General features: G+C 67.7%; 25 protein-coding genes and 1 tRNA gene. 12 read left to right on the plus strand and 14 right to left on the minus strand.

Features of this window, described 5'->3' with window-relative positions; translation table 11 throughout:
- The first annotated feature begins 11 nt into the window (after positions 1-11).
- From A5708_RS03780 to A5708_RS03800, 5 genes are read left to right on the plus strand one after another with little or no spacing between them, the layout of a single operon-like run.
- Positions 12-824 (plus strand): enoyl-CoA hydratase/isomerase family protein, encoded by an 813-nt coding sequence (locus A5708_RS03780; protein ID WP_065027340.1) that lies wholly within the window; start codon positions 12-14, stop codon positions 822-824.
- A complete protein-coding gene (locus A5708_RS03785) occupies positions 815-1,615 on the plus strand; it encodes an enoyl-CoA hydratase/isomerase family protein (protein WP_196772524.1) in 801 nt (266 codons plus the stop codon). The genes A5708_RS03780 and A5708_RS03785 overlap by 10 nt, the downstream gene beginning before the upstream one ends.
- A complete protein-coding gene (locus tag A5708_RS03790; protein ID WP_065027341.1) occupies positions 1,615-3,084 on the plus strand; it encodes a class I adenylate-forming enzyme family protein in 1,470 nt (489 codons plus the stop codon). Before A5708_RS03785 ends, A5708_RS03790 begins: the two co-directional genes overlap by 1 nt.
- A complete protein-coding gene (locus A5708_RS03795; RefSeq protein WP_065027342.1) occupies positions 3,074-4,642 on the plus strand; it encodes a class I adenylate-forming enzyme family protein in 1,569 nt (522 codons plus the stop codon). The genes A5708_RS03790 and A5708_RS03795 overlap by 11 nt, the downstream gene beginning before the upstream one ends.
- Entirely contained in the window at positions 4,635-6,176 is a 1,542-nt protein-coding gene (locus A5708_RS03800) for a class I adenylate-forming enzyme family protein (RefSeq protein ID WP_065027343.1), read from the plus strand. Before A5708_RS03795 ends, A5708_RS03800 begins: the two co-directional genes overlap by 8 nt.
- Here the strand turns inward: A5708_RS03800 and A5708_RS03805 are convergent.
- From A5708_RS03805 to fabG, 6 genes are all read right to left on the minus strand, one after another.
- Positions 6,152-6,514 carry a hypothetical protein gene (locus tag A5708_RS03805; protein WP_065027344.1) on the minus strand — a complete coding sequence of 121 codons (363 nt, stop codon included), beginning with the start codon at positions 6,512-6,514 and terminating at the stop codon, positions 6,152-6,154. The genes A5708_RS03800 and A5708_RS03805 overlap by 25 nt on opposite strands.
- Positions 6,515-6,598: 84 nt before the next feature.
- Positions 6,599-7,291 (minus strand): GntR family transcriptional regulator, encoded by a 693-nt coding sequence (locus A5708_RS03810; protein WP_065027345.1) that lies wholly within the window; start codon positions 7,289-7,291, stop codon positions 6,599-6,601.
- A gap of 3 nt (positions 7,292-7,294) precedes the next feature.
- Entirely contained in the window at positions 7,295-8,488 is a 1,194-nt protein-coding gene (locus A5708_RS03815; protein WP_065027346.1) for an acyl-CoA dehydrogenase family protein, read from the minus strand.
- Positions 8,489-8,512: 24 nt separating this feature from the next.
- A complete protein-coding gene (locus A5708_RS03820; RefSeq protein WP_065027347.1) occupies positions 8,513-9,712 on the minus strand; it encodes a CoA transferase in 1,200 nt (399 codons plus the stop codon).
- Complete coding sequence (locus tag A5708_RS03825; RefSeq protein WP_065027348.1) at positions 9,709-10,929, minus strand: acetyl-CoA C-acetyltransferase; 1,221 nt, start codon at positions 10,927-10,929, stop codon at positions 9,709-9,711. The genes A5708_RS03820 and A5708_RS03825 overlap by 4 nt, the downstream gene beginning before the upstream one ends.
- Positions 10,926-11,666: a 3-oxoacyl-ACP reductase FabG gene (gene fabG / locus A5708_RS03830; RefSeq protein ID WP_065027349.1), complete on the minus strand. Its 741-nt coding sequence runs from the start codon at positions 11,664-11,666 to the stop codon at positions 10,926-10,928. The genes A5708_RS03825 and fabG overlap by 4 nt, the downstream gene beginning before the upstream one ends.
- Positions 11,667-11,789: 123 nt before the next feature.
- Here fabG and A5708_RS03835 point away from each other — a divergent pair, with 123 nt between their 5' ends.
- Genes A5708_RS03835 through A5708_RS03845 form a run of 3 tightly spaced genes read left to right on the plus strand, consistent with a single transcriptional unit; the run spans position 11,790 to position 14,291 of the window.
- Entirely contained in the window at positions 11,790-12,962 is a 1,173-nt protein-coding gene (locus tag A5708_RS03835) for an acyl-CoA dehydrogenase family protein (protein WP_065027350.1), read from the plus strand.
- Between the two features lie 29 nt (positions 12,963-12,991).
- Positions 12,992-13,813 carry a mycofactocin-coupled SDR family oxidoreductase gene (locus A5708_RS03840; protein ID WP_065027351.1) on the plus strand — a complete coding sequence of 274 codons (822 nt, stop codon included), beginning with the start codon at positions 12,992-12,994 and terminating at the stop codon, positions 13,811-13,813.
- Positions 13,814-13,862: 49 nt separating this feature from the next.
- A complete protein-coding gene (locus A5708_RS03845) occupies positions 13,863-14,291 on the plus strand; it encodes a pyridoxamine 5'-phosphate oxidase family protein (protein ID WP_065027352.1) in 429 nt (142 codons plus the stop codon).
- A 4-nt stretch (positions 14,292-14,295) separates the two neighbouring features.
- Here the strand turns inward: A5708_RS03845 and A5708_RS03850 are convergent, their stop codons facing one another.
- From A5708_RS03850 to A5708_RS03860, 3 genes are all read right to left on the minus strand, one after another.
- Positions 14,296-15,372: a phosphotransferase family protein gene (locus A5708_RS03850; protein WP_065027353.1), complete on the minus strand. Its 1,077-nt coding sequence runs from the start codon at positions 15,370-15,372 to the stop codon at positions 14,296-14,298.
- An 87-nt stretch (positions 15,373-15,459) separates the two neighbouring features.
- Positions 15,460-17,196, minus strand: coding sequence for an ABC transporter ATP-binding protein (locus A5708_RS03855; protein WP_065027354.1), 1,737 nt, complete (start codon positions 17,194-17,196; stop codon positions 15,460-15,462).
- A complete protein-coding gene (locus A5708_RS03860) occupies positions 17,193-19,808 on the minus strand; it encodes an ABC transporter ATP-binding protein/permease (RefSeq protein ID WP_065027355.1) in 2,616 nt (871 codons plus the stop codon). Before A5708_RS03860 ends, A5708_RS03855 begins: the two co-directional genes overlap by 4 nt.
- Positions 19,809-20,061: 253 nt before the next feature.
- Between A5708_RS03860 and A5708_RS03865 the strand changes: the two genes are divergently transcribed.
- Positions 20,062-20,487, plus strand: a complete 426-nt coding sequence (locus A5708_RS03865; RefSeq protein WP_065027356.1) for a thiol-disulfide oxidoreductase DCC family protein — start codon at positions 20,062-20,064, stop codon at positions 20,485-20,487.
- Between the two features lie 6 nt (positions 20,488-20,493).
- On the opposite strand, the gene A5708_RS03870 is transcribed toward A5708_RS03865, so the two are convergent.
- Both A5708_RS03870 and A5708_RS03875 read right to left on the minus strand, forming a co-directional pair.
- Positions 20,494-20,823 carry a hypothetical protein gene (locus A5708_RS03870; RefSeq protein WP_065027357.1) on the minus strand — a complete coding sequence of 110 codons (330 nt, stop codon included), beginning with the start codon at positions 20,821-20,823 and terminating at the stop codon, positions 20,494-20,496.
- Between the two features lie 91 nt (positions 20,824-20,914).
- Positions 20,915-20,998, minus strand: a tRNA-Leu gene (locus A5708_RS03875).
- 96 nt (positions 20,999-21,094) lie between these two features.
- Between A5708_RS03875 and A5708_RS03880 the strand changes: the two genes are divergently transcribed.
- Positions 21,095-21,475: a hypothetical protein gene (locus A5708_RS03880; RefSeq protein ID WP_065027358.1), complete on the plus strand. Its 381-nt coding sequence runs from the start codon at positions 21,095-21,097 to the stop codon at positions 21,473-21,475.
- Positions 21,472-21,822: a DUF3817 domain-containing protein gene (locus A5708_RS03885; RefSeq protein ID WP_007773933.1), complete on the plus strand. Its 351-nt coding sequence runs from the start codon at positions 21,472-21,474 to the stop codon at positions 21,820-21,822. Before A5708_RS03880 ends, A5708_RS03885 begins: the two co-directional genes overlap by 4 nt.
- A gap of 33 nt (positions 21,823-21,855) precedes the next feature.
- Here A5708_RS03885 and rdgB read toward each other — a convergent pair whose 3' ends face one another.
- On the minus strand, positions 21,856-22,467 hold the full coding sequence (gene rdgB, locus A5708_RS03890) for an RdgB/HAM1 family non-canonical purine NTP pyrophosphatase (protein WP_065027359.1): 612 nt from the start codon (positions 22,465-22,467) through the stop codon (positions 21,856-21,858).
- A 157-nt stretch (positions 22,468-22,624) separates the two neighbouring features.
- Here rdgB and A5708_RS03895 point away from each other — a divergent pair, with 157 nt between their 5' ends.
- Positions 22,625-23,068 carry a nitroreductase family deazaflavin-dependent oxidoreductase gene (locus tag A5708_RS03895; RefSeq protein ID WP_065027360.1) on the plus strand — a complete coding sequence of 148 codons (444 nt, stop codon included), beginning with the start codon at positions 22,625-22,627 and terminating at the stop codon, positions 23,066-23,068.
- Positions 23,069-23,161: 93 nt separating this feature from the next.
- Here the strand turns inward: A5708_RS03895 and rph are convergent, their stop codons facing one another.
- The gene (rph, locus tag A5708_RS03900; protein ID WP_065027361.1) at positions 23,162-23,941 is read right to left on the minus strand and encodes a ribonuclease PH; all 780 of its coding nucleotides are present in this window, start codon (positions 23,939-23,941) and stop codon (positions 23,162-23,164) included.
- A 42-nt stretch (positions 23,942-23,983) separates the two neighbouring features.
- Positions 23,984-24,766: a cyclic nucleotide-degrading phosphodiesterase gene (locus A5708_RS03905; RefSeq protein WP_065027362.1), complete on the minus strand. Its 783-nt coding sequence runs from the start codon at positions 24,764-24,766 to the stop codon at positions 23,984-23,986.
- Positions 24,767-24,814 lie beyond the last annotated feature (48 nt).

Genomic DNA, 24,814 nt, shown 5'->3' on the forward strand with positions numbered 1-24,814 from the left:
AGGGATGATCAATGCCCACTGATTCGTTCGACACGATCAAATACGAAGTCGCTCGCCACACCGCGACCATCACCCTGAACCGCCCGGATGCCCTCAATGCGCTCAGCCCGCATATGATCACCGAGCTGCGAGCCGCCTACGACGAGGCCGAAAACGACGACAACGTATGGTTGACCATCGTGACCGGCACCGGCCGCGCGTTCTGCACCGGCGCCGACGTCAAAGAGATTCCCGAAGACGGCAAGGTGATCTACGAGCGCCCGTACCTGTCGACGTACGACCAATGGGAGGCGCCACAGGAGGGCACGCCGCCTTTCCGCACCATGGCCAAGCCCGTACTGACCGCCGTGAACGGAATCTGCTGTGGCGCCGGGATGGACTGGGTCACCACGACCGACATCGTCATCGCTTCCGAGCAGGCGACCTTCTTCGATCCACACGTCAGCATCGGCCTGGTTGCCGGCCGGGAACTGGTGCGGGTGTCTCGGGTGTTGCCCCGCTCGATCGCGCTGCGAATGGCCTTGATGGGCAAGCACGAGCGAATGAGCGCACAACGCGCCTACGAGCTCGGGCTGATCAGCGAGATCGTCGAGCACGACAACCTGCTGCAGCGGGCGCACGAGATCGCCGACATCGTCAATTCCAATGCGCCGCTGGCCGTTCGCGGCACCCGGCTGGCGATCCTCAAGGGCCTGAACGTGCCACTGCACGAGGCGGAGATACTCGCCGAAACCTTCCGCGAACGCGTGCTGCGCACCGAGGACGCGGCCGAAGGCCCCAGGGCGTTCGTCGAGAAACGCAAACCGAATTGGCAATGCCGATGACCTTCGACACCATCCTGCTCCACGTCGACGCGGACAGCCACGTCGCCACCATCACGCTGAATCGCCCCGATCAGCTGAACGCGTTCAACCGCACCATGTGCGAGGAGATGGCCCGCGCCTGGCGCGCGGTCAAACTCGACGAGTCGGTGCATGCGGTGGTGCTGCGCGCGGCCGGCGACCGGGCGTTCAGCGCCGGGCTTGACATCAAAACACCGTATGGCCAACCCGAAAACATCTGGAACCACGAGGATCCCGGGGAGCTGCTGAGCCCCAAGTGGCAGAAGATGTGGAAGCCCGTGGTGTGCGCGGTCCAGGGGATGTGCACCGCCGGCGCGTTCTACTTCGTCAACGAATCCGACGTGGTCATCTGCGCAGAAGACGCCACGTTCTTCGACTCTCACGTGTCGGCGGGCCTGGTCTGCGCATTGGAGCCGGTCGGCCTGATGCGACGGATCGGGCTGGGCGAGACTCTGCGCATCGCCCTGATGGGCAACGACGAACGGGTGAGCGCCGACACGGCGCTGCGGATCGGACTGGTCTCCGAGGTCGTCGCCGCCGACCAGCTGTGGGACCGCGCCCACCAGATCGCGGCGACCATCGCCGCCAAGCCGCCGACCGCGACCGCGGGTACCGTCAAAGCGATTTGGGAGTCGCTGGACAAGCCGTACCGCGCCGCGATGGAGCAGAACCTGATCTACACCCGGCTGGGCAATCCGCTGGGCACCGCCGAGCTGGCCACTCAGAGCGATTCCCAAGCCCGGGGCTCCGCGCGCAAACCGAAGATTCGCTGATGCCGCGTCACCCGCTGGTGCAACGCATCGCCGACGTGCTCGACCTGGAGCCCGACGCGCACGCCATCGAGTTTGGCGGCCAATGGATCTCCTGGGCTCAGCTCGCCGCATCGGCACGACGCATCGCCACCGTAACCTCCGGGGCCGAGGTCGGGATGCTGTTGCGCAACCGGCCGGGACACGTGGCCGCGTTTCTGGGCGTGCTGCTGGGCGGCGGAACGGTCGTGGTCATCAACCCCTCTCGCGGCGACGAGCGCACCAAGGCCGATATCAAGGGACTGCGGCTTCCCATGATCGTCGGCGAGCGCGACGATCTGGCGACACTGGTCGCCGCGGACACGCCGACGGTCGCGATTTCGAGCGTGCTGGACGACGTCGATGTGTCCGCGCCCCTCGACGGCGACTCCGCTTCGCGGTCCGGCGTCGCGGTGCGCATGCTGACCAGCGGCACGACGGGGCCGCCCAAGCGAATCGATCTGGGCTACGACATGCTGGCGCGCAGCGTGATGGGGCCGGATCCCGATCAGGCGGCGCCGCCTCAAGAGTTGCGCCGCGGAGTCGCGATCGTGAACTCGCCGCTGGTACATATCGGCGGCGTGTTCCGGGTGCTGCAATGCATCGCCGAGGCCCGACCGTTCGTGCTGCTGGAACGATTCGAGCTCAACGCCTGGGCCGGAGCGGTCCGCAAGCATCGGCCCCGCGCGGCGTCGCTGGTACCGGCCGCACTGCGCACCGTCTTGCACTCCGATGTTCCGCGCGCCGACCTGGAAAGCCTGCGGGCCGTCACCTGCGGGACGGCGCCGCTGTCGGCCGAGGATGCCGACGCCTTCACCGAGAAGTACGGAGTTCCGGTGTTGACCTCCTATGCGGCAACCGAGTTCGGCGGTGGGGTGGCGGGCTGGACCCTTGCCGATTACCAGCGGTACTGGCAGACCAAACGAGGCAGCGTCGGTCGGGCCAATCCGGGCGCCCAGCTCAGGGTGGTTACCGAGGACGGAACCCCCTCGGGCCCAGGCGAAGTCGGCCTGCTGGAGGTCAAGCCGGGCCAGCTGGGGCCCGCCGCACAATGGATGCGGACCACGGATATGGCTCGGATCGACGCCGACGGGTTTCTCTGGATCGTCGGCCGCGCCGACCAGGCGATCATCCGCGGTGGTTTCAAGGTGATGCCCGACGACGTTCGCACGGCACTGGAGAGCCACCCCGCGGTGGCCGGCGCGGCCGTGATAGCCCGACCCGACGAGCGGCTGGGCGAGACGCCGGTCGCCATGGTTGAGCTACGCGAACGAGCCGACGCCGACGTCGACGCGCTGGTGGAGTACCTGCGCGAGCGGCTGGCCCGCTACGAGATACCCACCGAGATCGCGATCGTCGACACCATCCCCCGAACACCCTCGGGGAAAGCCGATCTCGGTGCGATCCGGGGCTACTTCCGCGAGCCCGTGACGCAGCGCGACCATGCCCGTTGATCGATTGACGGTCGCCGGGATTCTGCGCCAGCGAGCCCGTTTGCGCGGCGATCACCCGCTTCTGGTCTGCGATGCCGACCGGATCAGCTACGCGGAGGCCGATGTCCGGTCGGCGGGGCTCGCGCGCGGTCTGATCGCGCTCGGTGCCGGCAAGGGAACCCATCTGGGACTGCTCTATCCGAACGGATCTGAGTTCGTCGTCGGGATGCTGGCCGCGGCGCGAATCGGCGCCGTGGTGATCCCGTTCTCCACCTTCGTCACCGGTCGCGAGCTGCGCGAGCAACTGGTCGACAGCGACGCGGAAATCCTGTTGACTGCAGCATCGTTTCGCTCTCACGATTACGTGCAACGACTGTCCGAAATCTGCACCGGCGCCGATCTCGGCTCCCGATTGCTGTGTGCCGCAGCCCCCCAGCTGCGCCACGTGGCGATCACCCACGAGCCGGTGTACCGTCTGGCCGACACCGTCGATCCGGCACTGCTGACGGCGCTGGAAGGTGACGTCACGGAAGGTGATCCGCTGGCGATCGTGTACACATCGGGCTCGACCAGTGCGCCGAAGGGCGTGGTGCACACACACGGCAGTCTGCTCGCACATCAACGCAACCTCAATCGGATCCGGGGATTGACGGCCGACGACAGGCTGTTCTGCAATTCGCCGTTCTTCTGGATCGGCGGGCTCGCGTTCGGCCTACTCGCGACTCTGATGGCCGGATCGACTTTGGTGTGTTCCAATGCCACCGATGCGGGGGCGACACTCGACCTGCTGGAATCCGAAAAGCCCACCGCCACCAACGGATTCGCGGCCGGAATCGCCCACCTGGCCGACCACCCGAGCTTCCCCCGACGTGACCTGTCATCGATGCGGCGCGGCAACCTGTACCCGATCATGGCCCCTGACGCTCGCCCGGCCGACCCGGAACTGCGGCACAACATGCTGGGCATGACCGAGGCCGGCAGCGTCGTGCTGCTCGGTGATGACGAATCCGACCAACCCGAGCACCGGCGCGGCTCGTTCGGCAAGCCGGCGCCGGGATTCGAGGCCAAGGTCATCGATCCGGACACCGCGACCGCCGTGCCGGTCGGCGAGGTCGGCGAGCTGTGCCTTCGCGGGCCGTACCTGATGCAGCGCTACTACAAACGCAGCCGGGAAAAGTGTTTCGATGCCGACGGCTGGTTCCACAGCGGCGATTTGGTGCGCATCGATGCCGACGGGTTCGTCTATTTCGTCGGCCGGCGCAGCGCGATGATCAAGACGGCGGGCGCGAATGTCTCGGCGGCCGAGGTGGAAAAGACCATCAGCAGGGTCACCGACGGGGCGCCGACTTATGTGATCGGCATTCCCGACGCCCGGCGCGGGCAGGTCGTCGCCGCGGTGGTTGTCCAGCCCGACGGTGCCGCGCATTTCGACGAAGCCGCACTGGTCGCGCGGCTCAAGTCGGAACTGTCCGCATACAAGATTCCCAAACGGTTCATCGCTCTGCGCGGTGCCGAGGTTCCACTGCTGTCCAGTGGCAAGGTCGACGTGCGGCGACTCAGAGGTCTTTTCGATGTCTAACACCATCGACCGGCTGGTGCGACTGCGGGCCGACCACGACGGTGACACACCGATGATAATCGATCCCACCTCCCGGATCAGTTACCGCGAACTCGACTCCACCACAAAGGATCTGGCTGCGAACTTCATCGAGGCGGGCGTGGGCAAGGGCACCCGGGTGGGACTCATCATGCCCAACAGCACCCGCTGGGTGCGGGTCGCCATCGCCCTGACCCGGATCGGCGCGGTGCTGGTACCACTGAGCACCCTGTTGACGGCCGCAGAGCTGGCCGCGCAGCTGCGGGCAGCCGCGGTGCAGTTCGTGGTCAGTGTCGAGGAGTTCCGCGGCCACCGCTACCTCGATGACCTCGCGGCGATCCATAGAGCCGAACTTCCTGCGTTACAGCAGGTTTGGCCGGCCGACCGGCTCGATAACGCCGTCGCGAGCGAACAGGTCCGCAACATCGTCGACCCCATGACGGCGACCGTCACATCCGCCGACCCGTTGGTGATCATGTTCACCTCGGGCAGCAGCGGATCGCCCAAGGGAGTCATCCACTCGCACGGCAACGCGCTTGCCGCGGTGCGGTCGGGCCTCGCGGCGCGGTGCATCACCGCCGAGACCCGCCTGTATCTGCCGATGCCGTTTTTCTGGGTGGGCGGCTTCGGCAGTGGAATACTGTCCGCCTTGCTGGCCGGCGCCACGCTGGTGACCGAAGAGATTCCCCGGCCGGAAACGACCCTGAAACTGTTGGAAGACGAAGGGGTCACGCTGTTTCGGGGCTGGCCGGACCAGGCCGAGACATTGGCCCGGCACGCCGGCGAGGCCGGCGCCGACCTGTCGGCTCTACAGGCGGGGAGCCTGCAGGCCCTGCTACCGCCCGAGCAGCGCGCCCAGCCCGGCGCGCGCGCCACGTTGTTCGGCATGACCGAGGCCTTCGGCCCGTACTGCGGCTACCCCGCCGACACCGACATGCCCGCGTCGGCGTGGGGCAGCTGCGGAAAACCGTTCCCCGGCATGGAGGTCCGCATCGTCGACACCGACAGCGGCGCGCCCGTGGCGGCGGGCGTCACCGGCATGATCCAGATCCGCGGACCGCACACGCTGCGCGGCATCTGCGGGCGCACCCGCGAGGACCTGTTCACCGCCGACGGCTTCTACCCCACCGGTGACCTCGGCCACCTCGACGGCGAGGGATTCCTGTTCTACCACGGGCGATCCGACGACATGTTCAAAGTCAGCGGCGCGACCGTCTACCCCAGTGAGGTCGAGACTGCCCTGCGCGCGATCGACGGCGTCGACAACGCCTTCGTCACCAATGTTCCCGGCGCGGCGGGCAATCGGGTGGGCGCGGCGGTCGTGTGCCATGCGCTGAGCGCAGAACAGCTGCGCGGCTCCGCGCGAACTCTGCTGAGCGCCTTCAAGGTCCCCACGATGTGGCTGCTGTTGGCTTCCGACGACGACGTTCCGCGCGGCGGCACCGGAAAGGTCGACCTCCGTCGACTGCGCGAGATGTTGTCAGACCAGGCTCAGGGGACCCGCGTCCAGGGCTGACAGTTCTGCGACTCGAAGGCCTTCACCGATGAGTTGATGTTCGCGAACATCGGGCCGATCGAGGTATTCGTCTGCAGGACGTGGTCCTTGTTCGCGTCCGGCGTGCTGTAGGTGAACCACGAGCACATCGAGTCCTGGGTCGGCACGTTGTTGATCCACACTCCGAACGCCGACCCCGACCCGCTCGTGTGGTAGAGGCCCGGCGCGATGTCGGGCCCGACGACGAAGACGCCGTTGCCGGGGATGGGGTCGAGCAGGTCGGCGTGAGCCGGTGGCGCGAACGCGATTGCCGAGGCGCAGGCTACGAATACTGCCGATGCGCCAAGCGGTGGGGACATTCTTCCTCGCTCTTCGGTTGCCCCCCTGCGTTGCAGCGTATGCCTAGCTGAGCGCAAGCAACAAGCGTTGCCGCCGGGGCGGTGTTACGAGGACATTTGGCCGCCCCCGTCGGCCACCACACCGCGCGCGACGAGGTGATCGATCAGCGGCACCGCGCCTGCGGCAAGGTGTTCCGACATCGCCGCGCGGGCGAGCCTGTCGTCGTGCTTTTTCAGCGCGGACAGGATCCGCCGGTGGTCCTGCATCGATTGCTCGGGCCAGCCCTCGATGGCGGGAAACACCGATTCGGGGGCGTAACGGGTGATCTGCGACATCAGCTGGGCGAGCTTGGGCGAGTCCGCCGCGACATTGATGGCGCGGTGAAATTCGTGATTCAGCCGGACGGTCCGTTCGTGTTCATCGCCGGCATAGGCGTCCTCCAGCTGCGCCTGGATCTCCTTGAGCTCGTGCAGTTGGTCGTCGGTGATGTTGAGCGCAGCCCGCGCCGCCAACTCACCGCCCACGTGCGCCTGCACGTTCGCCACGTCGGTGACGTCGCGTCCGGTGACCGGCAGCACCACGAAACCTCGGCGCGGCTGCTGGTTGATCAGGCCTTCGGCGCACAGCGCGAACAGCGCCTCGCGCACCGGTGTGACACTGATACCCAACTCCGCGGCCAATTGGTCCAACCGGACGTACGATCCGGCGGCGTACGCCCCATCGAATATCCGCCCGCGGATGATCCGTGCGACGTCCTCGGAAAGTTGAGGGCGCGCTGCGAATTCCGGAACGCTCATCGCTTACACCTGATACTCGGCGAGCAGTCGCTTGCTGATGATGTTCTTCTGGATCTCGCTGGTGCCCTCACCGATCAGCAGGAACGGGGCGTCGCGCATCAGCCGCTCGATTTCGTATTCCTTGGAATAGCCGTAGCCGCCATGGATCCGGAAGCTCTGCTGGGTGACCTCGGTGCAGTACTCGCTGCACAGGTATTTGGCCATCCCGGCGGCGACGTCATTGCGCTCCCCCGAGTCCTTCAGCCGCGCCGCGTTGACCATCATCAGGTGTGCCGCTTCGACTTTGGTCGCCATCTCGGCGAGCTGAAACGCGATGGCCTGATGCTCGGCGATCGGCTTGCCGAAGGTCTGGCGTTGTTGCGCGTAGCGCACCGCGAGCTCGAAGGCACGAATCCCGAGACCACAGGCACGCGCCGACACGTTGACGCGGCCGACCTCGATGCCGTCCATCATCTGGAAGAACCCCTGGCCGGTAGTGCCGCCGAGCACGTCGTCGGCGCCGGCCTGGTAGCCGTCGAAGATCATCTCCGTCGTTTCGATGCCCTTGTAGCCCAGCTTCTCGATCTTGCCCGGAATGCGCAGGCCGGGAACGACTTCGCCGAAACCGACCGGCTTCTCGACGAGGAACGCGGTGAGGTTGCGATGCGGTTTGTCCGACCCTTCGTCGGTGCGCACCAGCACCGCCACCAGCGTGGAGGTAGCGCCGTTGGTCAGCCACATCTTCTGACCGTCGATGGTGTAGGTGCCGTCGGGGTTCCGCCGGGCCCGGGTGCGGATCGCGGCCACGTCGGAACCGAGCTCCGGCTCCGACATCGAGAAGGCACCGCGGGTCTCACCGGCTGCCATCCGCGGCAGGAACCGCTGCTTCTGCTCGTCGGTGCCGTGCTGGCGCAGCATGTACGCCACGATGAAATGCGTGTTGAGCACGCCGGACACGCTCATCCAGCCGCGTGCCAGCTCCTCGACGCACAGGGCGTAGGTCAGCAGCGACTCACCCAGCCCGCCGTACTCCGGCGGAATCATCAGGCCGAACAGGCCCATTTCGCGCATCTGGTCGACGATCGCCTGTGGGTAGGTGTCACCGCGTTCCAGTTCGGCCGCGTGGGGAATGACTTCCTTTTCGACGAATTTCCTTACGGTGGCGATGATTTCGTTCTGCACCTCGGTCAGTCCGAGGGTCTGGGCGAGTTTGGTCATGTGCTGTGTTTCCCTTCCAGCGGCTCAGCAGGCGATGGTCTTGGCGTTGGTCAGGCGCTCGATGTCGGCGGCGCTCAACCCCAGCCGCGCCAGGATGTCGGCGGTGTCCTGCCCCAGGGCCGGCGCGGGCGCGCTGGCCGGATGTGCGCCGTCGAATGCGGCCGGCAGGCCCGGTGCGAGATACTCGCCGAGACCGGGTTGGTGCAGCCGCGAGAACATTGGATTGTCGGTGACTTTCGGCCCCGCCGCGACCTCGGCGAAGGTGCGGTACCGCTCGAATAGCACCGTGGTGGCGGACAGCGCGGTGGTGATCTCGTCGGCGGTGTGATCGCTGAACCAGGTGGCGAACAGACTCGACAGCACGTCACGGTACCGGTAGCGGTCGCCCTCGGACCCAAAATCGGCGCCCAGCGCCTCGGCGAGCGCCGACACCGCGGCGCCGGTGCCCGTCACCGCGAGCAGGTCGCGAAAGTGCCTGCCGGTCAAGGTAACCACCATGAACCTGGCGCCGTCGCTGCTGACGAAGTCCTGCCCGTACTGACCGTAGATGGCGTTACCCAAACGTTCGCGTTGCGTCCCGTTGACTTGCGGTTCGGTCAGCAGCCCCAGGTTGGCCGCGGTGGCCAGGGCGACGTCCTCCAACGCCAGGCTGATCCGCGCTCCCGTCCCGGATTGCTCGCGGTGGCGCACGGCGGTGACGACCGCCAGCGCGGCGTACAGTCCGCAGCACACGTCCCAGGCCGGGAGGACGTGATTGATCGCTCCGCCATGATCGGCCGGACCGGTGACGAGCGGATAGCCCAGACCCGCGTTGACCGTGTAGTCCACTCCCGTGGAACCGTCGCCGCGCCCGAGCAATTGAACGTGAATCACGTCCGGGCGCGTGGCGGCCAGCGCTTCGTGGCTGAGCCAGGACAATCCCGCGGCGTTGGTCACCACGATGCCGTCGCCCTCGACGATCAGCCGCTGGACCAGTTCGTGGCCCTCCGGGGACCGCAGATCGATGGTGGCCGAACGCTTTCCCTTGTTCAGGCCGGTCCAGTAGATCGAGGTGCCATCCGCCGTCAGTGGCCACCGTTGTACATCGGATGCGCCGCCGATCGGGTCGACTCGGATGACTTCCGCGCCAAGCTGACTCAGCGTCATGCCGCACAGCGGAGCCGCGACGAAACTCGACACCTCCACGACGGTGAGACCGTCCAGTGGCAACGCCGAATCGGTCATCGCGAGGCGACCCGTTCGAAGACGGCCGCCAGGCCCTGGCCGCCGCCGATGCACATGGTCTCCAGGCCGTAGCGCGCCTCGCGACGATGGAGTTCACGTGCCAGGGTGGCCAGCATCCGGCCGCCCGTCGCGCCCACCGGATGGCCCAGCGAGATCCCTGAACCGTGTACGTTGGTCCGCTGGTGGTCGGCGGCGCCGAAGTTCCATTCCCGCATCACCGCAAGCGCTTGCGCGGCAAAGGCTTCGTTGAGCTCGATGAGGTCGATGTCGGACAGTCGCAGGCCCGCCTTGGCCAGCGCGACCTCGGTCGCGGGCACCGGACCGATGCCCATGACGTTGGGTGCGACCCCCGCCACGCCCCACGACACCAGGCGCACCAACGGGTTCAGGCCGTATTCGTCGGCCTTCTCCGGTGTGGTGACCACGCACATCGATGCCGCGTCGTTCTGCCCGCTGGCGTTGCCGGCGGTGACCGTCGCCTCCGGATCATCCTTCAACAGCACGGGTTTGAGCTTGCCCAACGACTCGACCGATGTGTCGGCGCGCGGGTGTTCGTCGGTGTCGATGAGCTCCTCGCCGCTGCGGGTGCGGACCGCGACCGGAATGATCTCCTCGGCCAGGACGCCGTCCTTCTGCGCGGCCACGGCGCGCTGGTGCGATCGGACCGCCAGCTCGTCCTGCTCCTGACGTGAAATGCCGTACTGGCGGCGCAGATTCTCGGCCGTCTCCAGCATTCCGCCCGGCACCGGGTAGTTCCGCCCGCCGGCGGTGCTGCGCCCCCGCGCCAGCCCGTCGTGCACCTGTACACCGTTGCGTGCGCCGCCCCAACGCATGTCGGTGGAGTAGAAGGCGACGTTGCTCATGCTCTCGCAGCCGCCGGCGACGACGAGGTCGTTGTCCCCGGCGCCCACCTGCAGGCACGCCTGGATGACCGCCTGCAGGCCCGAGCCGCAACGCCGGTCGACCTGCATGCCCGGAACCGTCACCGGCAGACCGGAATCCAACGCCACCACGCGCCCGATCGCCGGGGCGTCGCTGTTGGGATAGCAATGGCCGAGGATCACGTCCTGCACGGCGTCGGGCGCCAGCCCCGTCCGCTCGAGCAGCCCCTTCAGCGCGGTGACACCGAGGTCGACGGCGCTGCACGCCTTGAACATTCCGCCGTAGCGGCCGATCGGGGTCCGAACGGGTTCGCAGATGACGGCCTCGGCACTCATAGGTGGCGGCCGCCGGTGATTTCCATAACGGTGCCCGTCATGTACGACGACAGATCGGAAGCCAGGAACAGCGCCACGCTGGCGACCTCGCTGGGCTCACCGGCCCGACCCATCGGCACCTCGGCGACCTTGGAATCCCAAATGCGTTGCGGCATAGCCTCTGTCATAGCCGAGCGGATCAGGCCGGGAGCGATCGCGTTCACCCGGACGCCCAGGTAGGCCAGCTCCTTGGCGGCCGCCTTGGTCATGCCGACGATGCCGGCCTTGGCCGCCGAGTAGTTGGTCTGGCCGATCATGCCGACCTTGCCGGACACCGAGGACATGTTGATGATGGCGCCGCGCTTGTTTTCGCGCATGACAGCGGCGGCCAACCGGGTGCCGTTCCAGGTCCCCTTCAGGTGCACGTTGATCACCTGATCGAATTGCTCCTCGGTCATCTTGCGCATCGTCGCGTCCCGGGTGATTCCGGCGTTGTTGACCATGATGTCCAGGCCGCCGAAACGCTCGACCGCGGTCTGGATCAGGGTTTCGACGTCGGACGCCTGCGTGACGTCGCACCGAACCGCGACCGCGACGTCATCGCCGCCCAACTGTTTGGCCACGACCTGGGTTTCCTCGAGGTTGACGTCGCCGAGCACGACTCGCGCACCCTCGGCGACGAAGCGCTCCGCGATGGCCAGGCCCAGCCCTTGCGCTCCGCCCGTGATTACCGCGGTCTGACCTGTCAACAACGCCACTGTCGATCACACACCCTTCACTGTTATCGCCTCCACCGGGCACCCGTAAGGCGAATATCATATTTGATATAGGATCCTGCTCTGAACCGGGGTGCCCCGGATCGAGAGAGGAGTGTGGAGCCCATGGCCACCGCCGAAGTCGCCGAAGTCTCCGATGAGGACTTCCGCGAGATCCTCGCTCAGACAAGGCAATTCGTTCGCAGCACTGTTGTTCCCCGGGAGCAGGAGATCCTGGACACCGACTGCGTCCCCGACGATCTGCGCGACGAGGCCAAGAAGATGGGCCTGTTCGGCTACGCGATTCCCCAGGAGTGGGGCGGCCTTGGCCTCAACCTGATGCAGGACGTCGAGATGGCGCTGGAGTTGGGCTACACGTCGCTGGCGCTGCGGTCGATGTTCGGCACCAACAACGGCATCGCCGGACAGGTGCTGGTGGGGTTCGGCACCGACGAACAGAAATCCCGCTGGCTGGAGTCGATCGCGTCCGGCGACGTCGTCGCCTCCTTCGCGCTGACCGAACCCGGCGCCGGATCGAACCCGGCCGGCTTGCGCACCAAAGCCGTTCGCGACGGCGATAATTGGGTCATCTCCGGGCAGAAGCGCTTCATCACCAACGCGCCCGTCGCCGATCTCTTCGTGGTGTTCGCGCGTACCCGGCCCGCGGACGACCAGGGTCCGGGTATCGCCGTCTTCCTGGTCCCGGCCGACGCCGCCGGCGTCGAGGTGGGCGCCAAGGACGCCAAGATGGGCCAGGAGGGCGCCTGGACGGCCGACGTGAATTTGACCGACGTCCGTGTCGGCTCCGATGCCCTCGTCGGCGGCAGTGAGGACCACGGATACCGGGCGGCCATGACCTCGTTGGCCCGCGGCCGCGTCCACATCGCCGCCCTGGCGGTGGGCGCCGCTCAACGCGCGCTCGACGAATCGGTGTCGTACGCCGCCACCGCGACGCAGGGCGGGACGCCGATCGGAAGCTTCCAGTTGGTGCAGGGCATGCTCGCCGACCAGCAGACCGGGGTGATGGCCGGCCGTGCGCTGGTGCGCGAAGCCGCCCGGCTGTGGGTCGCCGACGAGGACCGCAGGATCGCGCCGTCGGCCGCCAAGGTCTTCTGCACCGAAATGGCCGGCAATGTCGCGGATCTCGCGGTGCAGATTCACGGCGGCACCGGCTACATGCGCGGCGTCGCCGTCGAACGCATCTACCGTGATGTGCGGCTGCTGCGGCTCTACGAGGGCACCAGTGAAATTCAGCGGTTGATCATCGGGGCGAATCTCGTCAAAGCCGCGCAGCGCTAACAGCGGCCGAACCCAATGGAGGAGCAACTATGAGCGGCAAGCTTGCCGGAAGAGTGGCATTCATCACCGGCGCGGCCCGCGGCCAGGGCAGGGCGCACGCGGTGCGCATGGCCCAGGAAGGCGCCGACATCATCGCCGTCGACATCGCCGGCAAGCTGCCGTCCTGCGTGCCCTACGACCCGGCGACGCCCAATGATCTGAGCGAGACCGTGCGCCTGGTCGAAGCGACGAACCGCCGGATCATCTCGTCGGTCGTGGACACCCGCGACTTCGACGGTCTGCGAAAGGTCGTCGCGGACGGCGTCGCCGAGCTCGGCCGGCTGGACATCATCGTGGCCAATGCCGGGGTGGCGGCTCCGCAGGCCTGGGACGACATCACGCCGGAGAACTTCCGCGACGTCATGGACATCAACGTGACCGGCACCTGGAACACCGTGATGGCCGGCGCGGACAAGATCATCGAGGGTGGCCGCGGCGGCTCCATCATCCTGATCAGCTCCGCCGCCGGTATGAAGATGCAGCCGTTCATGATCCACTACACCGCTAGCAAGCACGCCGTCACCGGGATGGCGCGGGCCTTCGCCGCGGAACTGGGCAAGCATTCGATCCGGGTCAACAGCGTTCACCCGGGTCCGGTGAACACCGCGATGGGCTCCGGCGACATGGTCAACGCGGTGGGCAAGACGATGGAGACCAACCCGCAGCTGTCGCACGTCCTCACCCCGTTCCTGCCCGACTGGGTCGCCGAGCCGGAGGAGATCGCCGACACCGTGTGCTGGCTGGCCAGCGACGAGTCGCGCAAGGTCACCGCCGCACAGATCCCGGTCGACCAGGGCTCGACGCAGTACTGATCATCGGTCGCCCGGGAATAGCTCCACCATCGCGGCGTTGGCACTCGACATGAAAGCCTTCAGCGAAACCGAGCGCCAGGAGTTCCTCGCCGACAAGCATGTGGCGGTGCTGTCCGTCGCCGCCACCGAGGGCCGCCCGCCGGCCAGCGTCCCGATCTGGTACGACTACACCCCCGGGGGAGATGTCCGGATCATGACCGGGGCGTCCAGCCGCAAGGCCCGGCTGATCAAGCAAGCGGGCGCCGTGACGCTCGTGGTTCAGCGCGAGGAGCCGCCATATCAGTACGTGGTGGTGGAAGGCACCGTCGTCGAGACCACCAATCCGGCTCCGGCGGACCTGCAGGAGTCGATCGCCATCCGCTACCTCGGCGAGGAGGGCGGACGCGCGTTCGTGCGCAGCATGGAAGGCGTCGAGGAGGTGCTCTTCACCATCCGGCCCGACCGCTGGCTGAGCGCCGACTTCACCGGCGACCTCTGAGGTCTCAGCCGATCAGGTCCAGCGTTCCCAGGTCGCGGATCGCCTGGCAGCCGCGGCTGAGCATGGTCAGCACCATGTCGTCGCCGCGCTCGGTGGCCGCGGCGAACGCGAAACCCAGCGCCGAGATCAGTGGTGCCTGCAACACGCCGAGCCGGTAATCGCGCCAACATGTTTCGCGGTCGTAGTCGCTCACCCCGCCGGCCGTCAGCGCGCGGTGGTAGTCGGTGACGAGCTCTTTCTCGATACCAGCGCGCAGTTGCGAATTGAGGCTGGTCGCGGTGAAGTAGGCGAGATCCCGGGCCGGCAGGCCCACGCCGAGCGTCTGCCAGTCGACCACGCTGACCCTGGTTCGTTCGGGATCGAACAGCAGATTGTCCAGCCGGTAGTCGCCGTGCAGCAAGGCGAACCGGTCATATTCGGACAGCAGCCATGGCGCGATCGAACCCATTGCAGCGGCGAAGGTGTCGCGATCTTCCGCGCTCATCCGATTACCCAGCTTCTCCAACGTGATGTCGGCGCTCATCTTCGCCACCTCGCCCATGCCGTTGGCACCGGCCTCGTCCGGACGGCCGAACGCGATGCCCGGGAAATCGAGCCAGACGGGATCGCACCAACTGGGCGCGTGCAGGCCGGCCAGCGCGGTAACCGCAAGGCGCGCTTCGGTTTCACCGCAACCAACGAGCTGATCGCCCTGCACCGCCGGCGCCTGATCGGCCAGCAGCAGGGCGAAATCCATTGCATCATCCGTGATCTCGGAGTAGAAGCACCGCGGTGTGGGCACCTGGACCCGATCCACCACCGAAGAGTAGAACGCGCATTCGCTGCGGTAGCCGATGACCACCCGGTCGCGGACCGTGTCGTCCTGCGCGGGCAGTTTGATCACAAACGTCTGCGGCAGGTCACCGGGATCCGTCGCGTAGCGGGCGGTCACCCGGTAGGTCGCCCCCGTCTGCCCGGTGCCGATCGCGACCACGTCCACATCGGCGACCTCGACGGGTGTGCCGCTGCCACTGAGCGCGCCTGACAACCACTGCGGGGTCACGTCGCCGGGGTAACGCGGTATCGACAGCACAGCACTCATAAGTAGCACGCCTCCTGTACGCGGACAGCTCGGTCCGACTGACAAACTGTAAGGCATACCGCAAGAGTTGCGGTCCATCGCGGTGCGCTAGTCGGCCAGAATTCGCCATTCGGCGGCTTCGTGCTGCTGCCGCCAGAATTCGTCGAAACGGCCGCCCGCAGCGAGCAATTCGTCAACCGTTCCATCCTCGACAACGCGGCCGTTGTCGAGGAACAGGACGCGGTCGGCGTGACTGATGCTGGCCAGCCGATGCGCGACGATCACCTGGGTGCGCGCTTGCGGGTCGGCGGTGAGGGCGTCGACCACCGCGGCCTCGTTCTCGGTGTCCAGCGCGCTGGTCGCCTCGTCTACCAGCAGTATCGGTGCGGGCTTGAGCAACGCGCGCGCGATGCTGACCCGTTGCCGCTCACCACCGGACAGTGCCGAGCCGGCCTCGCCGACCACGGTGTCGGCGCCGTCGGGCAGGCGCGCGACGAGCTCGTCGACACGCGCGAGGGCCACCGCTCGCGTGAACCGCTCGTCGCCGGCGCCGGGATCCCCGGCGAACACGTTGTCGCGGATCGACCCGTGGAACAGGTAGGGATGCTGGAACACCACGCTGCTCGCCGCGCGCCGGGCGTCGCCGTCCAGCGTCGCCGCATCCACCCCGTCGATCAGCACCCGGCCGCCGGTGGGCTCATGCAGCCCGGCGATCAGCGCCAAAACGGTGCTCTTACCCGAACCGGATGGTCCGACGATCGCCGTCGTGCTGCCCGGCTCCAACGCGAAACTCACCCCGTCAAGCACCGGCGGACCCGCGCCGTCGTACCGGAACACGACATCGTCGAACTCGATACGGGGCGCCGCGGCGCCCGTCAGCGTGCCGGCGCCGGCATTCATCAGCGGCGCGGTGAGCACCGAACGGATGTTGTCGAGCGTGGCGCGGGTGCTCTCCAGCGCCGGCGCCAGCTCGCTGATGGTGGTGAACGGTTCCAGGTAGCGCACGATGACGACGATCAACGCGATGGCCTCGGCCACCGTGAGCGTTCCGTTCACCGTCAGCGCTGTGGTCGCCCCCGCCAGCAGGATCAGTGCAAGCTGGCTGGCGAGGCTGAACAGCAGCTGCCCGGGGACCTGCATGGAAAGCAAGCGCATGGTGGCGCCGTGCTGCGCGGCCAGCGCGTCGCCGACCAGGCTTCGCGCCGGCTCGACGCGACGCGCGGCCCGCAGCGCCTGCTGGGTGCGGGCGAACTCGATGATCCGCTCGGTGAGCGCGCTATTGGCGTCGGCCGCCGCGGCATCGGCGCGCCGGGCCAAGCGGGCCGACGCCCACAGCGCGCCCAACAGCAGCGGCAGGCCACCCAGCGCGGCGACCCCCAGCTGCCAGGAGACCGGCAGCAGGACCACCGCGATGGCGGCGGGCAGCAGGATGGCGGAGATCAGCGGCGTGAGCAGGTTGACGACCAGGCCGACGAGTTCCGGTCCGGTGGCCGCGATCGCCTGCCGCGCGGTCGCGGTGTGCTCGGCCGTGAACCAATCCAGCCGCACGCCGGGCAGCCGATCCGCCACATCGTGCTGGCTGTGATCCAGCACCGCGAAGCCCAGGTTGAAACCGATGCGCGCGGTTGCGGTGTCGATCACCCAGCCGGTTACGGTCGCCGCGGTCAGCCAGCCCAGCCAGACCAGGGCGCGCCGCGGCTCGTCGCTGAACAACGCCCCGACCAGGGGGACCAACAGCACGGTGGCCACGGCGCGCACCACGACGGAGATCAACGCCAGCACCGTGTAGGTGATGACCCGGTTGCGGCGATCGCCCGGAACCAAACTCAACCACGTGCGGATCATCGTGCCCCCTCGCCCGTCGTGCCGGCGGCCACCTCGTCACGGCGGCCGCCCTCCCACAGCCGCCGGTACCGGCCGGCTGCGGTCAGCAACTCATCGTGGGTGCCGCGTTCGACGATGCGGCCGTGGTCGAGCACGACGATCTGGTGGGCCCGGGTGATCGTGTGCAATCGGTGCGCGATCACCAGCACGGTGCGGTCCTGAGTCAGGCGGTTGAGCGCTTGCTGCACAAGGTATTCCGATTCGGGGTCGGCGAAGGCGGTGGCCTCATCGAGGATGAGTACCGGGGTGTCGGCCAGGATCGCGCGGGCGATGGTGAGTCGTTGGCGCTCACCGCCGGAGAGCCCGCTTCCCGCGCCCAGCATCGTGTCGTAGCCGTCCGGCAGTCGCATGATCCGGTCGTGGATCTGCGCGTCGCGCGCCGCTTGTTCGATCTGCGCCGCGGTGGCATCCGGGACGGCCAGCGCGATGTTTTCCGCCACGGTGCCGTGCACCAATTGCGTTTCCTGCAGCACGAATCCGACCTCGGCGTAGAGCTGGTCGGCGGTCATCGATCGAATATCCTGCCCCCCAACGCGTATCGCGCCCTGGCCGACGTCGTGGAACCGGGCCAGCAAGGCGGCCAGCGTCGACTTGCCGGATCCGGAGGGGCCGACCAGCGCGGTGACCGTGCCGGGCCGCAGGGTCAGCGACACGTCATGAATGACGGGAACGTCGGGGCGGTAGCCGAAGCCGACGTTGTCGAACACCACCGTCGCCGCCACCTCGTGGTGGGCTTCGTCGTGGTCTCGCACCGCGAGATCGGCCTCGTCGAGCGTGTTCTGCAGGCGCCGCGCGGCCAACATGCCGGCGCGGATGCCGCCGAGGCCGTAGGCGATGCCGAGCAGCCGTGCCCCAAAGGTGGTGCCCAGCAACAAGAACGGCAGCAGATCCACCGGACTCATCCGGCCGGTGACCACCAGCAGAGTGCCGGTGACCGCGATGAGCCAGAGGAAGGTGGCGGGGCGGGTGACGAGGTCCATGAAGGTCTTCTTGCCGGCCAGCGGGCGCTGCCAGGCCACCAGGAAGCCGACGTATTCGTCCAGGCGGCGCCGGAAGCTGGACGCGGCCGCACCACCGAAGACGCGGATCACCGGCTGGCCTTCCAGGTATGCGCCGGCCTCGCCGCTCATCGTCTCCGCCCAGCGCTGCGACTGCGGAATGCGCGGGCCCGACTGAATGGTCAGCGACGACGTCAGGACCAGGTAAACCAGGACGGGCACGAACAACACCAGCGCCACCCGCCAGTCGACGGCGAACAGGTAGACCAGCACCGCGACCGGTGCGACGGCCGCGGCCACCGCGTCCGGAATGGCGTGGGTGACCAGGTAGTGCAACGACAGCGTGTCGTCCTGCAGCAGTTGCTTGATCGACCCCGACCCGCGTGCGGTGAACCAGCCCAGGGGTAGCCGAGACAGCTTGTGCAACAGTCGCGATCGCAGATCGCGCGCGAATCGGGCGTCGACGACGTGGAGCCAGAGAGTGAGCGCGGCACCGAGCAACGCACCCAGGCCCAGTAGCGACACCGCGGCGATGCCGATATCCCACAGCCGGGACGCGGGCGCCCCGGAAACCAGCAGCCGCGCCAGCTCGACCAGCAACACAAACGGCGCCAGTTGCACCAGCGTGATCACCGCCTGCAGCACACCCGAGACGATCAGCGCCGACCGCAGCGGCGAAAGCAGCCGGCCGGCGCCCTGCGCACGCCAGTTCCCGCGTGCTACCGGGGCGGGGGCCGCGTCCGATACCTGCTGAGCCGACTCCAGTTGCACCGCAACGTCTTCCGCGGAAACGCTGGGCGTGGCGCTGCCCGGTGCCTCAGGCTCGTCGCCGCGGCGGGTTCCCATCGCGCGCCCGGCGCTCCAGTAGGCCTGGGCGTGTACCTCGGATTTGGGAAAGCCGAACTCGTCGCGCAGCCGTGCCCGCACCTGCTTGAGCGTCGTGGCCTCGGGCGTCGCCCACGCGTACCAGTTCGACCAATCCCGGCTCTCGATCGCCGCGGCGAGCGACTTCTCGTCGTGGCGGACGACCCAGTGCAGCCGCAACCGGGGATGCTTTGCGACCGGGATCAACGTGTCGTTGTCGTCGTGCTGTTCGAGGTACATCTCGATCGGGACGTCGTCGGGGACGACCCCGATGATCCCGTTCATCCCCGGGATGGACGCCGAGTCGCCGATCAGCAGATAACCGGCCGGCTGCTCGTCGGGCACGTCGAATCGCGACGAGCCCATCAGGGCCATGACCGCGATGGTCGCCCCGGGCTGGACGGTGCGCGCCCATGACGACGCCGGGCCGGCTGGATCGTGCAGCACGATGTCGACCGCGAAACGTCCGGCGGGGACGTCCGACTCCGAGATCGTGTAGGCGCGCTGGAATTCCGTTTTCGATCCGTCCGGGTCCGGGAACCAGAACCGCAGCCACGCAGCCGGTTCGGCATCGACGTCTTCGAACAGCGTCGGCGACGTCATGCGCACCCGCACGAAATGCGGTGCGATCCGGACGGTTTCGATCACCGTCGCGGTGTGATCGCGCGCGCCGAAGCTGCGCAGCATCACACCGGAGAGTCCGCGTGCCATTAGCGGTCCTTTCTCGCGGCGCTCCGCGCCGCGATGGCCTCGCCGATCTGACGACCCGGCGGGTTCACCGCCACGAGGCCACGGATCGATGCGGCCCGCATGGGCCGCGCACACCCTGAATCGACACCTGCCACGACCCCACGCCGGCGCCGCGATCACCGGCCAGCCGGTCACGACTTGGTACGTTACCCCCACAAACTAAGGGTTGCCTTACCATAGGTCAACCTGGGCCCCGCTCGATAACCTGGGAGATATGAAAGGTGAGTCGGCGGCGCCAGTGCTGCTGTACGACGGGGTGTGCGGGCTGTGCAACCGGTCGGTGCGCACGATCCTTCGGTTCGATCCGACCGGTCCGCTGCGCTTCGCGGCGTTGGAGAGTGTCTTCGCCAAAGCGATCATCGAGCGGCATCCGGAGATCGGCAGCGTCGACTCGGTGGTGTTTGTGGATGACCCGGGCGGGCCCTCGGAACGGGTGGCCGTCCGATCCGAGGCCGTGCTGCGCGTGGCGGCCTATCTCGGCGGCCCATGGCGAATGCTCCTGGTCGCGCGGGTAATTCCGGCTACGCTGCGCGATTGGCTCTACGACAGGTTCGCTGCGATCCGCTATCGGGTCGGCGGCAAGTACGACAGTTGCCCGCTGCCGCTCCCGGAGGTCCGTGCCCGCTTCGTGGCGGACTGACCGGCGTCAGTCGGTGCCCGGCGCCGAGGCGAGGTCGGCTTCGGATTCCTTCCGCTTCAGCTCGGCCAGCTTGCGGTCTTCTTCTGCCGCCTCGCGGTGCTTGAGCGCCGACCTGCGGTGCACCTCCGTGTCCGAGACGCCTTGCTGGACGGTCTGGTCTTGAATTTCGGCGACCCGCTCGTGCTGCATCGCGGATTCCTCGAAGCTGTCGGCCGCGGACAGTCCCGCGCGGGCGGCGCGTTTGCGGGCCGCGGCGGCGTTATGTTCGGCGAGTTCGACATCTTCTGCGGTGAAGGCCTTTTCGCCCCGTGCAGAGGGCTCGTGTCCAGTGGGCATGGCGTCTCCCTTGTGTCCCGTGCGTTCCAGATACCCGCCAGGAAAGGTTTGACGCCTAGGTGTTCAAGATTTCGTCTCGGGTGTCGAACAGTGCGGGCGGAGGGACTCGAACCCTCACGCTCTCTCGAGCACCGGCACCTAAAGCCGGCATGTCTGCCAATTCCATCACGCCCGCGGCGTGCCGATCGTACAGCCTTGGAGGCTGCAGAGATGGTCGGTGAGCGGCCCGACGAATTCGCCGGGCCCAGATCGTGAGCGGTACGGTCAAGGGGTGTCCACTACGCATCGTCGCAGGCCCGCGCTCATCGCGCTGGTGATCGTCGCGGCGTGCGGCTGCCTGGCCCTGGGCTGGTGGCAGTGGACCCGGTTCAACTCCGTCTCCGGCTCCTTTCAGAACCTCGGCTATGCGCTGCAGTGGCCGCTGTTCGCCGGATTCTGCGTGTACGCCTACCGCAAGTTCGTTCGCTATGAAGAGGAACCACCACAGCCGCGGAGCACGGACGCGATGACGGAGATACCCGCCGGGCTGCTGCCCGAGCGCCCCAAGCCCGCGTCGCAGGCACCCGACGACCCCGCGCTGCGCGAGTACAACACCTACCTGGCCGAGCTCGCCGCGCAAGACGCCGAAAAGCAGAAGAGGACAACGGCATGACCACACCGGAGACGCCCGGAACATCTGTGCCCGCAGTGCCCGTCGACAAGATCCGCACCGCACTGCTCGGCTACCGGATCATGGCGTGGACGACGGGTCTGTGGCTCATCGCCCTGTGCTACGAGATCGTCTCCCACCTCGCCTTCGGCCACGAGATCCGGTGGATCGAAGTGGTGCACGGCTGGGTGTATTTCATCTACGTGCTGACCGCCTTCAACTTGGCGGTCAAGGTGCGCTGGCCGCTCGGCAAGACGGTCGGCGTGCTGCTGTCCGGGACCATCCCCTTGCTCGGCATCATCGTCGAGCACTTCCAAAGCAGGGACGTCAAGGCGCGTTTCGGGTTGTAAGCCCGCGCAGCTCCCGAGGGTCCGGGCGGCCCGTCACCGGGATCGGGCCAGCGTTTCCAGCGCAGGCAACAGCAGCCGCAGCGCGCGACCGCGATGCGAAACGGCGTCCTTCTCCGACGGGCTCAGCTCCGCCGCCGTGCGGTCATGCCCCTGCGGAACGAACACGGGGTCGTAGCCGAAGCCGCCGTCGCCGCGCGGTTCGCGGGCAATGCTGCCGGGCCACTCGCCGCGGACGACGACCTCGCCGGCGGCCGAGACGAGCGCGCAGGCGGACACGAACGCCGCACCGCGCCGCGCGTCGGGCACGTCGCGCAGTTGAGCCAGCAGCAGCGCGGTGTTCCCCGCGTCATCGCCGTGCCGACCCGACCAGCGCGCCGACAGCACACCGGGCATGCCGTTGAGCGCGGCGACCTCCAGCCCGGAATCGTCGGCCACACTTGCCAACCCGCTCGCGGCGAAGGCATCCCGCGCCTTGGCCAACGCGTTGTCTTCGAAAATCGCGCCGGTCTCCGGCGCTTCCTCGAAGGGCGCCACGTCGTCGAGCGACACCAATGCCAATCCCGTCAGGCCGGCCGCGTCGAGCACCCGGCGCAACTCCGCCAGCTTCTTCGGGTTGCGGCTGGCGACCAGCAGGCGGGTCAGCATTCATTCCTCAGCGCACGTCTGGGCCGTTGCCGATGCACCCCGCCACCCTACGGAGTGCGAGATCTGAGTTGGCGACGGGAATGCCACCAAACGGCGCCGTTACACCGCGACACGCTCCGCAAGGAATAGACAGAGCGACGAAGCAGCTTCGGCCATAGTGAACGAAAAACCCGATAACGAGACGCTCAAGGCGCTCAATGAGAACATCACCGACGAGTTTCGCGCCAACGCCGGCAAGGTCGGCGGGCGATTCGAGGGCAACGAGCTGTTACTACTCACTACGCAGGGCGCAAAGTCCGGCGAGCCGCGCGCCGCGCCGCTGGTGGCTTTTCGCGTCGATGGCAAGCTGCTGATCGTCGCGGGTTATGGCGGCGCCGACGTCAACCCGGGGTGGGTGCACAACCTGCGGGCCAACCCGCGGGCGCGCGTTGAAGTCGCGACCGACTCGTTCGACGTCGTGGCGCACGAGCTCGACTCGTCCGAACGTCAGGCGATCATCCCCAAGATCAACGCGACGGTACCCGCGTTCGCGTTCGCGAACTACCAGTCAAAAACCACACGCGCCATCCCCATATTCGAGCTGAGGAGCGACGAGTCATGACCGACCGGAAGCGGCCTCGTCTTGGCCGTGGCGGCGGCGATGGTGAACCGCGGGGCAGTTAGGCGAAGGGCAGGCTGGTGACCAGCATGCGGGTCAGCTGCCGAACGCCTTCGGCGCCGGGGCCCCCTCGGGGAGCACACCGGGGTAGGGCTGCTGCAGCGCCTCGCGCTGCGCGGTGAACAGCTTGTCGCAGGCGGCCAGCGCCACATCTAGCAGCTTGTCCAGCGTCGAGCGCGGGAACGTCGCCCCCTCACCGGTCCCCTGCACCTCGACGAGTGTCCCGGTGTCGGTGGCGACGACGTTCATGTCGACCTCGGCGCGGGAGTCCTCCTCGTAGGGCAGGTCGACCCGGATCCGCCCGTCGACCACGCCGACGCTGACCGCCGCGATCGCGCACGACAACGGCCGCGGATCCGACAGCTTGCCCGCCGCCGCGAGATAGGTCACCGCGTCGGACAACGCCACGAAGGCGCCCGTGATTGCCGCGGTGCGGGTGCCGCCGTCGGCCTGCAAGACGTCGCAGTCCACGGCGATGGTGTTCTCGCCCAGCGCCGCCAGGTCGATGCACGCCCTCAGCGACCGCCCGATCAGCCGGCTGATCTCCTGGGTGCGCCCGGACAGGCGGCCCTTCACCGATTCGCGGTCCGAGCGGGTGTGGGTCGCCGACGGCAACATCGCGTACTCGGCGGTCAGCCACCCCAGGCCCGATCCCTTGCGCCAGCGCGGCACCCCCTCGGTCACGCTGGCGGTGCACATGACCTTGGTGTGGCCGAATTCGATCAATACCGAACCGGCGGGGTGATCGGTGAAACCGCGGGTGATGACCACGGGCCGGAGCTCGTCGTCAAGGCGGCCGTCTTCTCGTCTCGTCACGCCGCCAACACTAGCGGGCAACCCGCCGGCGCCGCGGGTGGCTCAGACCCGCTCGGAGCGGCGGATATCGAACGTCTCGCCGCAGACCACCGCATGTACGGGACCATCGAACTCGGCCTTGGCCTCGCTGATGACGTCCTCGCGCGAGGTCCACGGCGGGATGTGGGTGAGCAAGAGTTCGTGCACGCCGGCCGCGGCCGCGGCCCGGCCGGCCTCGGTGCCCGACAGGTGCAGCGCGGGCGGGCGCTCCGGCGAGTGCGTCCACGACGCCTCGCACAGGAAGACGTCGGCGCCGCGAGCCAGCTCCACGAGCTGATCGCAGAAGCCGGTGTCGCCGCTGTAGACGAACGACGCGCCGGAGGGGTCGGTGACCTTCAGGCCGTAGGACTCGGTCGGATGAGCCACCACTCGCGGCGTCACCGTCAGCGCGCCGATCGTCACCGGCTCACCTTCGACCCAATGCCGAACGTCGAAAATGTCCGAACAGTCGTCGATCTCACCGCCATAGGGGGACGACGCCGCACCCAACCGCGACCAGGTGTCCCCCGGTCCGTAGAGCAACGCCTTACCGAGCGGACGCGTCGGGTGGTAACGCCGCCACACGAAAAGTCCGGGCAGATCCAGACAGTGGTCGGCGTGCAAATGGGACAACAGCACGTGCACGGAACCGGGATCGGCGTAGCGCTGCAGCGCGCCCAGAACGCCCCCGCCGAAGTCGATGACCAACGGCGGAGTGTCCGGTGCCCGGAGCAGATAACCCGACGCGGGCGAATCCGGACCGACCACGCTGCCCGAGCAGCCGAGCACGGTTATTCGCACGGACACTACTGTGCCATGCCCGATAGGACCGTGACGAAAACATCGCCGCATTGG

This window comes from Mycobacterium colombiense (assembly GCF_001672755.1).
In the GTDB taxonomy this organism is placed as follows: Bacteria; Actinomycetota; Actinomycetes; order Mycobacteriales; family Mycobacteriaceae; genus Mycobacterium; species Mycobacterium colombiense_C.

Excerpts from the sequence above, each read along its gene's own strand:
- A5708_RS03840 (WP_065027351.1), top strand. The coding sequence starts at position 12,992 with ATGAGCGGCAAGCTTGCCGGAAGAGTGGCATTCATCACCGGCGCGGCC.
- A5708_RS03800 (WP_065027343.1), top strand. The coding sequence starts at position 4,635 with ATGTCTAACACCATCGACCGGCTGGTGCGACTGCGGGCCGACCACGAC.
- A5708_RS03835 (WP_065027350.1), top strand. The coding sequence starts at position 11,790 with ATGGCCACCGCCGAAGTCGCCGAAGTCTCCGATGAGGACTTCCGCGAG.
- A5708_RS03820 (WP_065027347.1), bottom strand. The coding sequence starts at position 9,712 with ATGACCGATTCGGCGTTGCCACTGGACGGTCTCACCGTCGTGGAGGTG.
- A5708_RS03780 (WP_065027340.1), top strand. The coding sequence starts at position 12 with ATGCCCACTGATTCGTTCGACACGATCAAATACGAAGTCGCTCGCCAC.
- A5708_RS03785 (WP_196772524.1), top strand. The coding sequence starts at position 815 with ATGCCGATGACCTTCGACACCATCCTGCTCCACGTCGACGCGGACAGC.
- A5708_RS03855 (WP_065027354.1), bottom strand. The coding sequence starts at position 17,196 with ATGATCCGCACGTGGTTGAGTTTGGTTCCGGGCGATCGCCGCAACCGG.
- A5708_RS03860 (WP_065027355.1), bottom strand. The coding sequence starts at position 19,808 with ATGGCACGCGGACTCTCCGGTGTGATGCTGCGCAGCTTCGGCGCGCGC.
- A5708_RS03825 (WP_065027348.1), bottom strand. The coding sequence starts at position 10,929 with ATGAGTGCCGAGGCCGTCATCTGCGAACCCGTTCGGACCCCGATCGGC.
- rdgB (WP_065027359.1), bottom strand. The coding sequence starts at position 22,467 with ATGCTGACCCGCCTGCTGGTCGCCAGCCGCAACCCGAAGAAGCTGGCG.
- A5708_RS03810 (WP_065027345.1), bottom strand. The coding sequence starts at position 7,291 with ATGAGCGTTCCGGAATTCGCAGCGCGCCCTCAACTTTCCGAGGACGTC.
- A5708_RS03845 (WP_065027352.1), top strand. The coding sequence starts at position 13,863 with ATGAAAGCCTTCAGCGAAACCGAGCGCCAGGAGTTCCTCGCCGACAAG.
- A5708_RS03805 (WP_065027344.1), bottom strand. The coding sequence starts at position 6,514 with ATGTCCCCACCGCTTGGCGCATCGGCAGTATTCGTAGCCTGCGCCTCG.
- A5708_RS03885 (WP_007773933.1), top strand. The coding sequence starts at position 21,472 with ATGACCACACCGGAGACGCCCGGAACATCTGTGCCCGCAGTGCCCGTC.
- A5708_RS03795 (WP_065027342.1), top strand. The coding sequence starts at position 3,074 with ATGCCCGTTGATCGATTGACGGTCGCCGGGATTCTGCGCCAGCGAGCC.
- A5708_RS03850 (WP_065027353.1), bottom strand. The coding sequence starts at position 15,372 with ATGAGTGCTGTGCTGTCGATACCGCGTTACCCCGGCGACGTGACCCCG.
- A5708_RS03865 (WP_065027356.1), top strand. The coding sequence starts at position 20,062 with ATGAAAGGTGAGTCGGCGGCGCCAGTGCTGCTGTACGACGGGGTGTGC.
- A5708_RS03815 (WP_065027346.1), bottom strand. The coding sequence starts at position 8,488 with ATGACCAAACTCGCCCAGACCCTCGGACTGACCGAGGTGCAGAACGAA.
- A5708_RS03870 (WP_065027357.1), bottom strand. The coding sequence starts at position 20,823 with ATGCCCACTGGACACGAGCCCTCTGCACGGGGCGAAAAGGCCTTCACC.
- A5708_RS03790 (WP_065027341.1), top strand. The coding sequence starts at position 1,615 with ATGCCGCGTCACCCGCTGGTGCAACGCATCGCCGACGTGCTCGACCTG.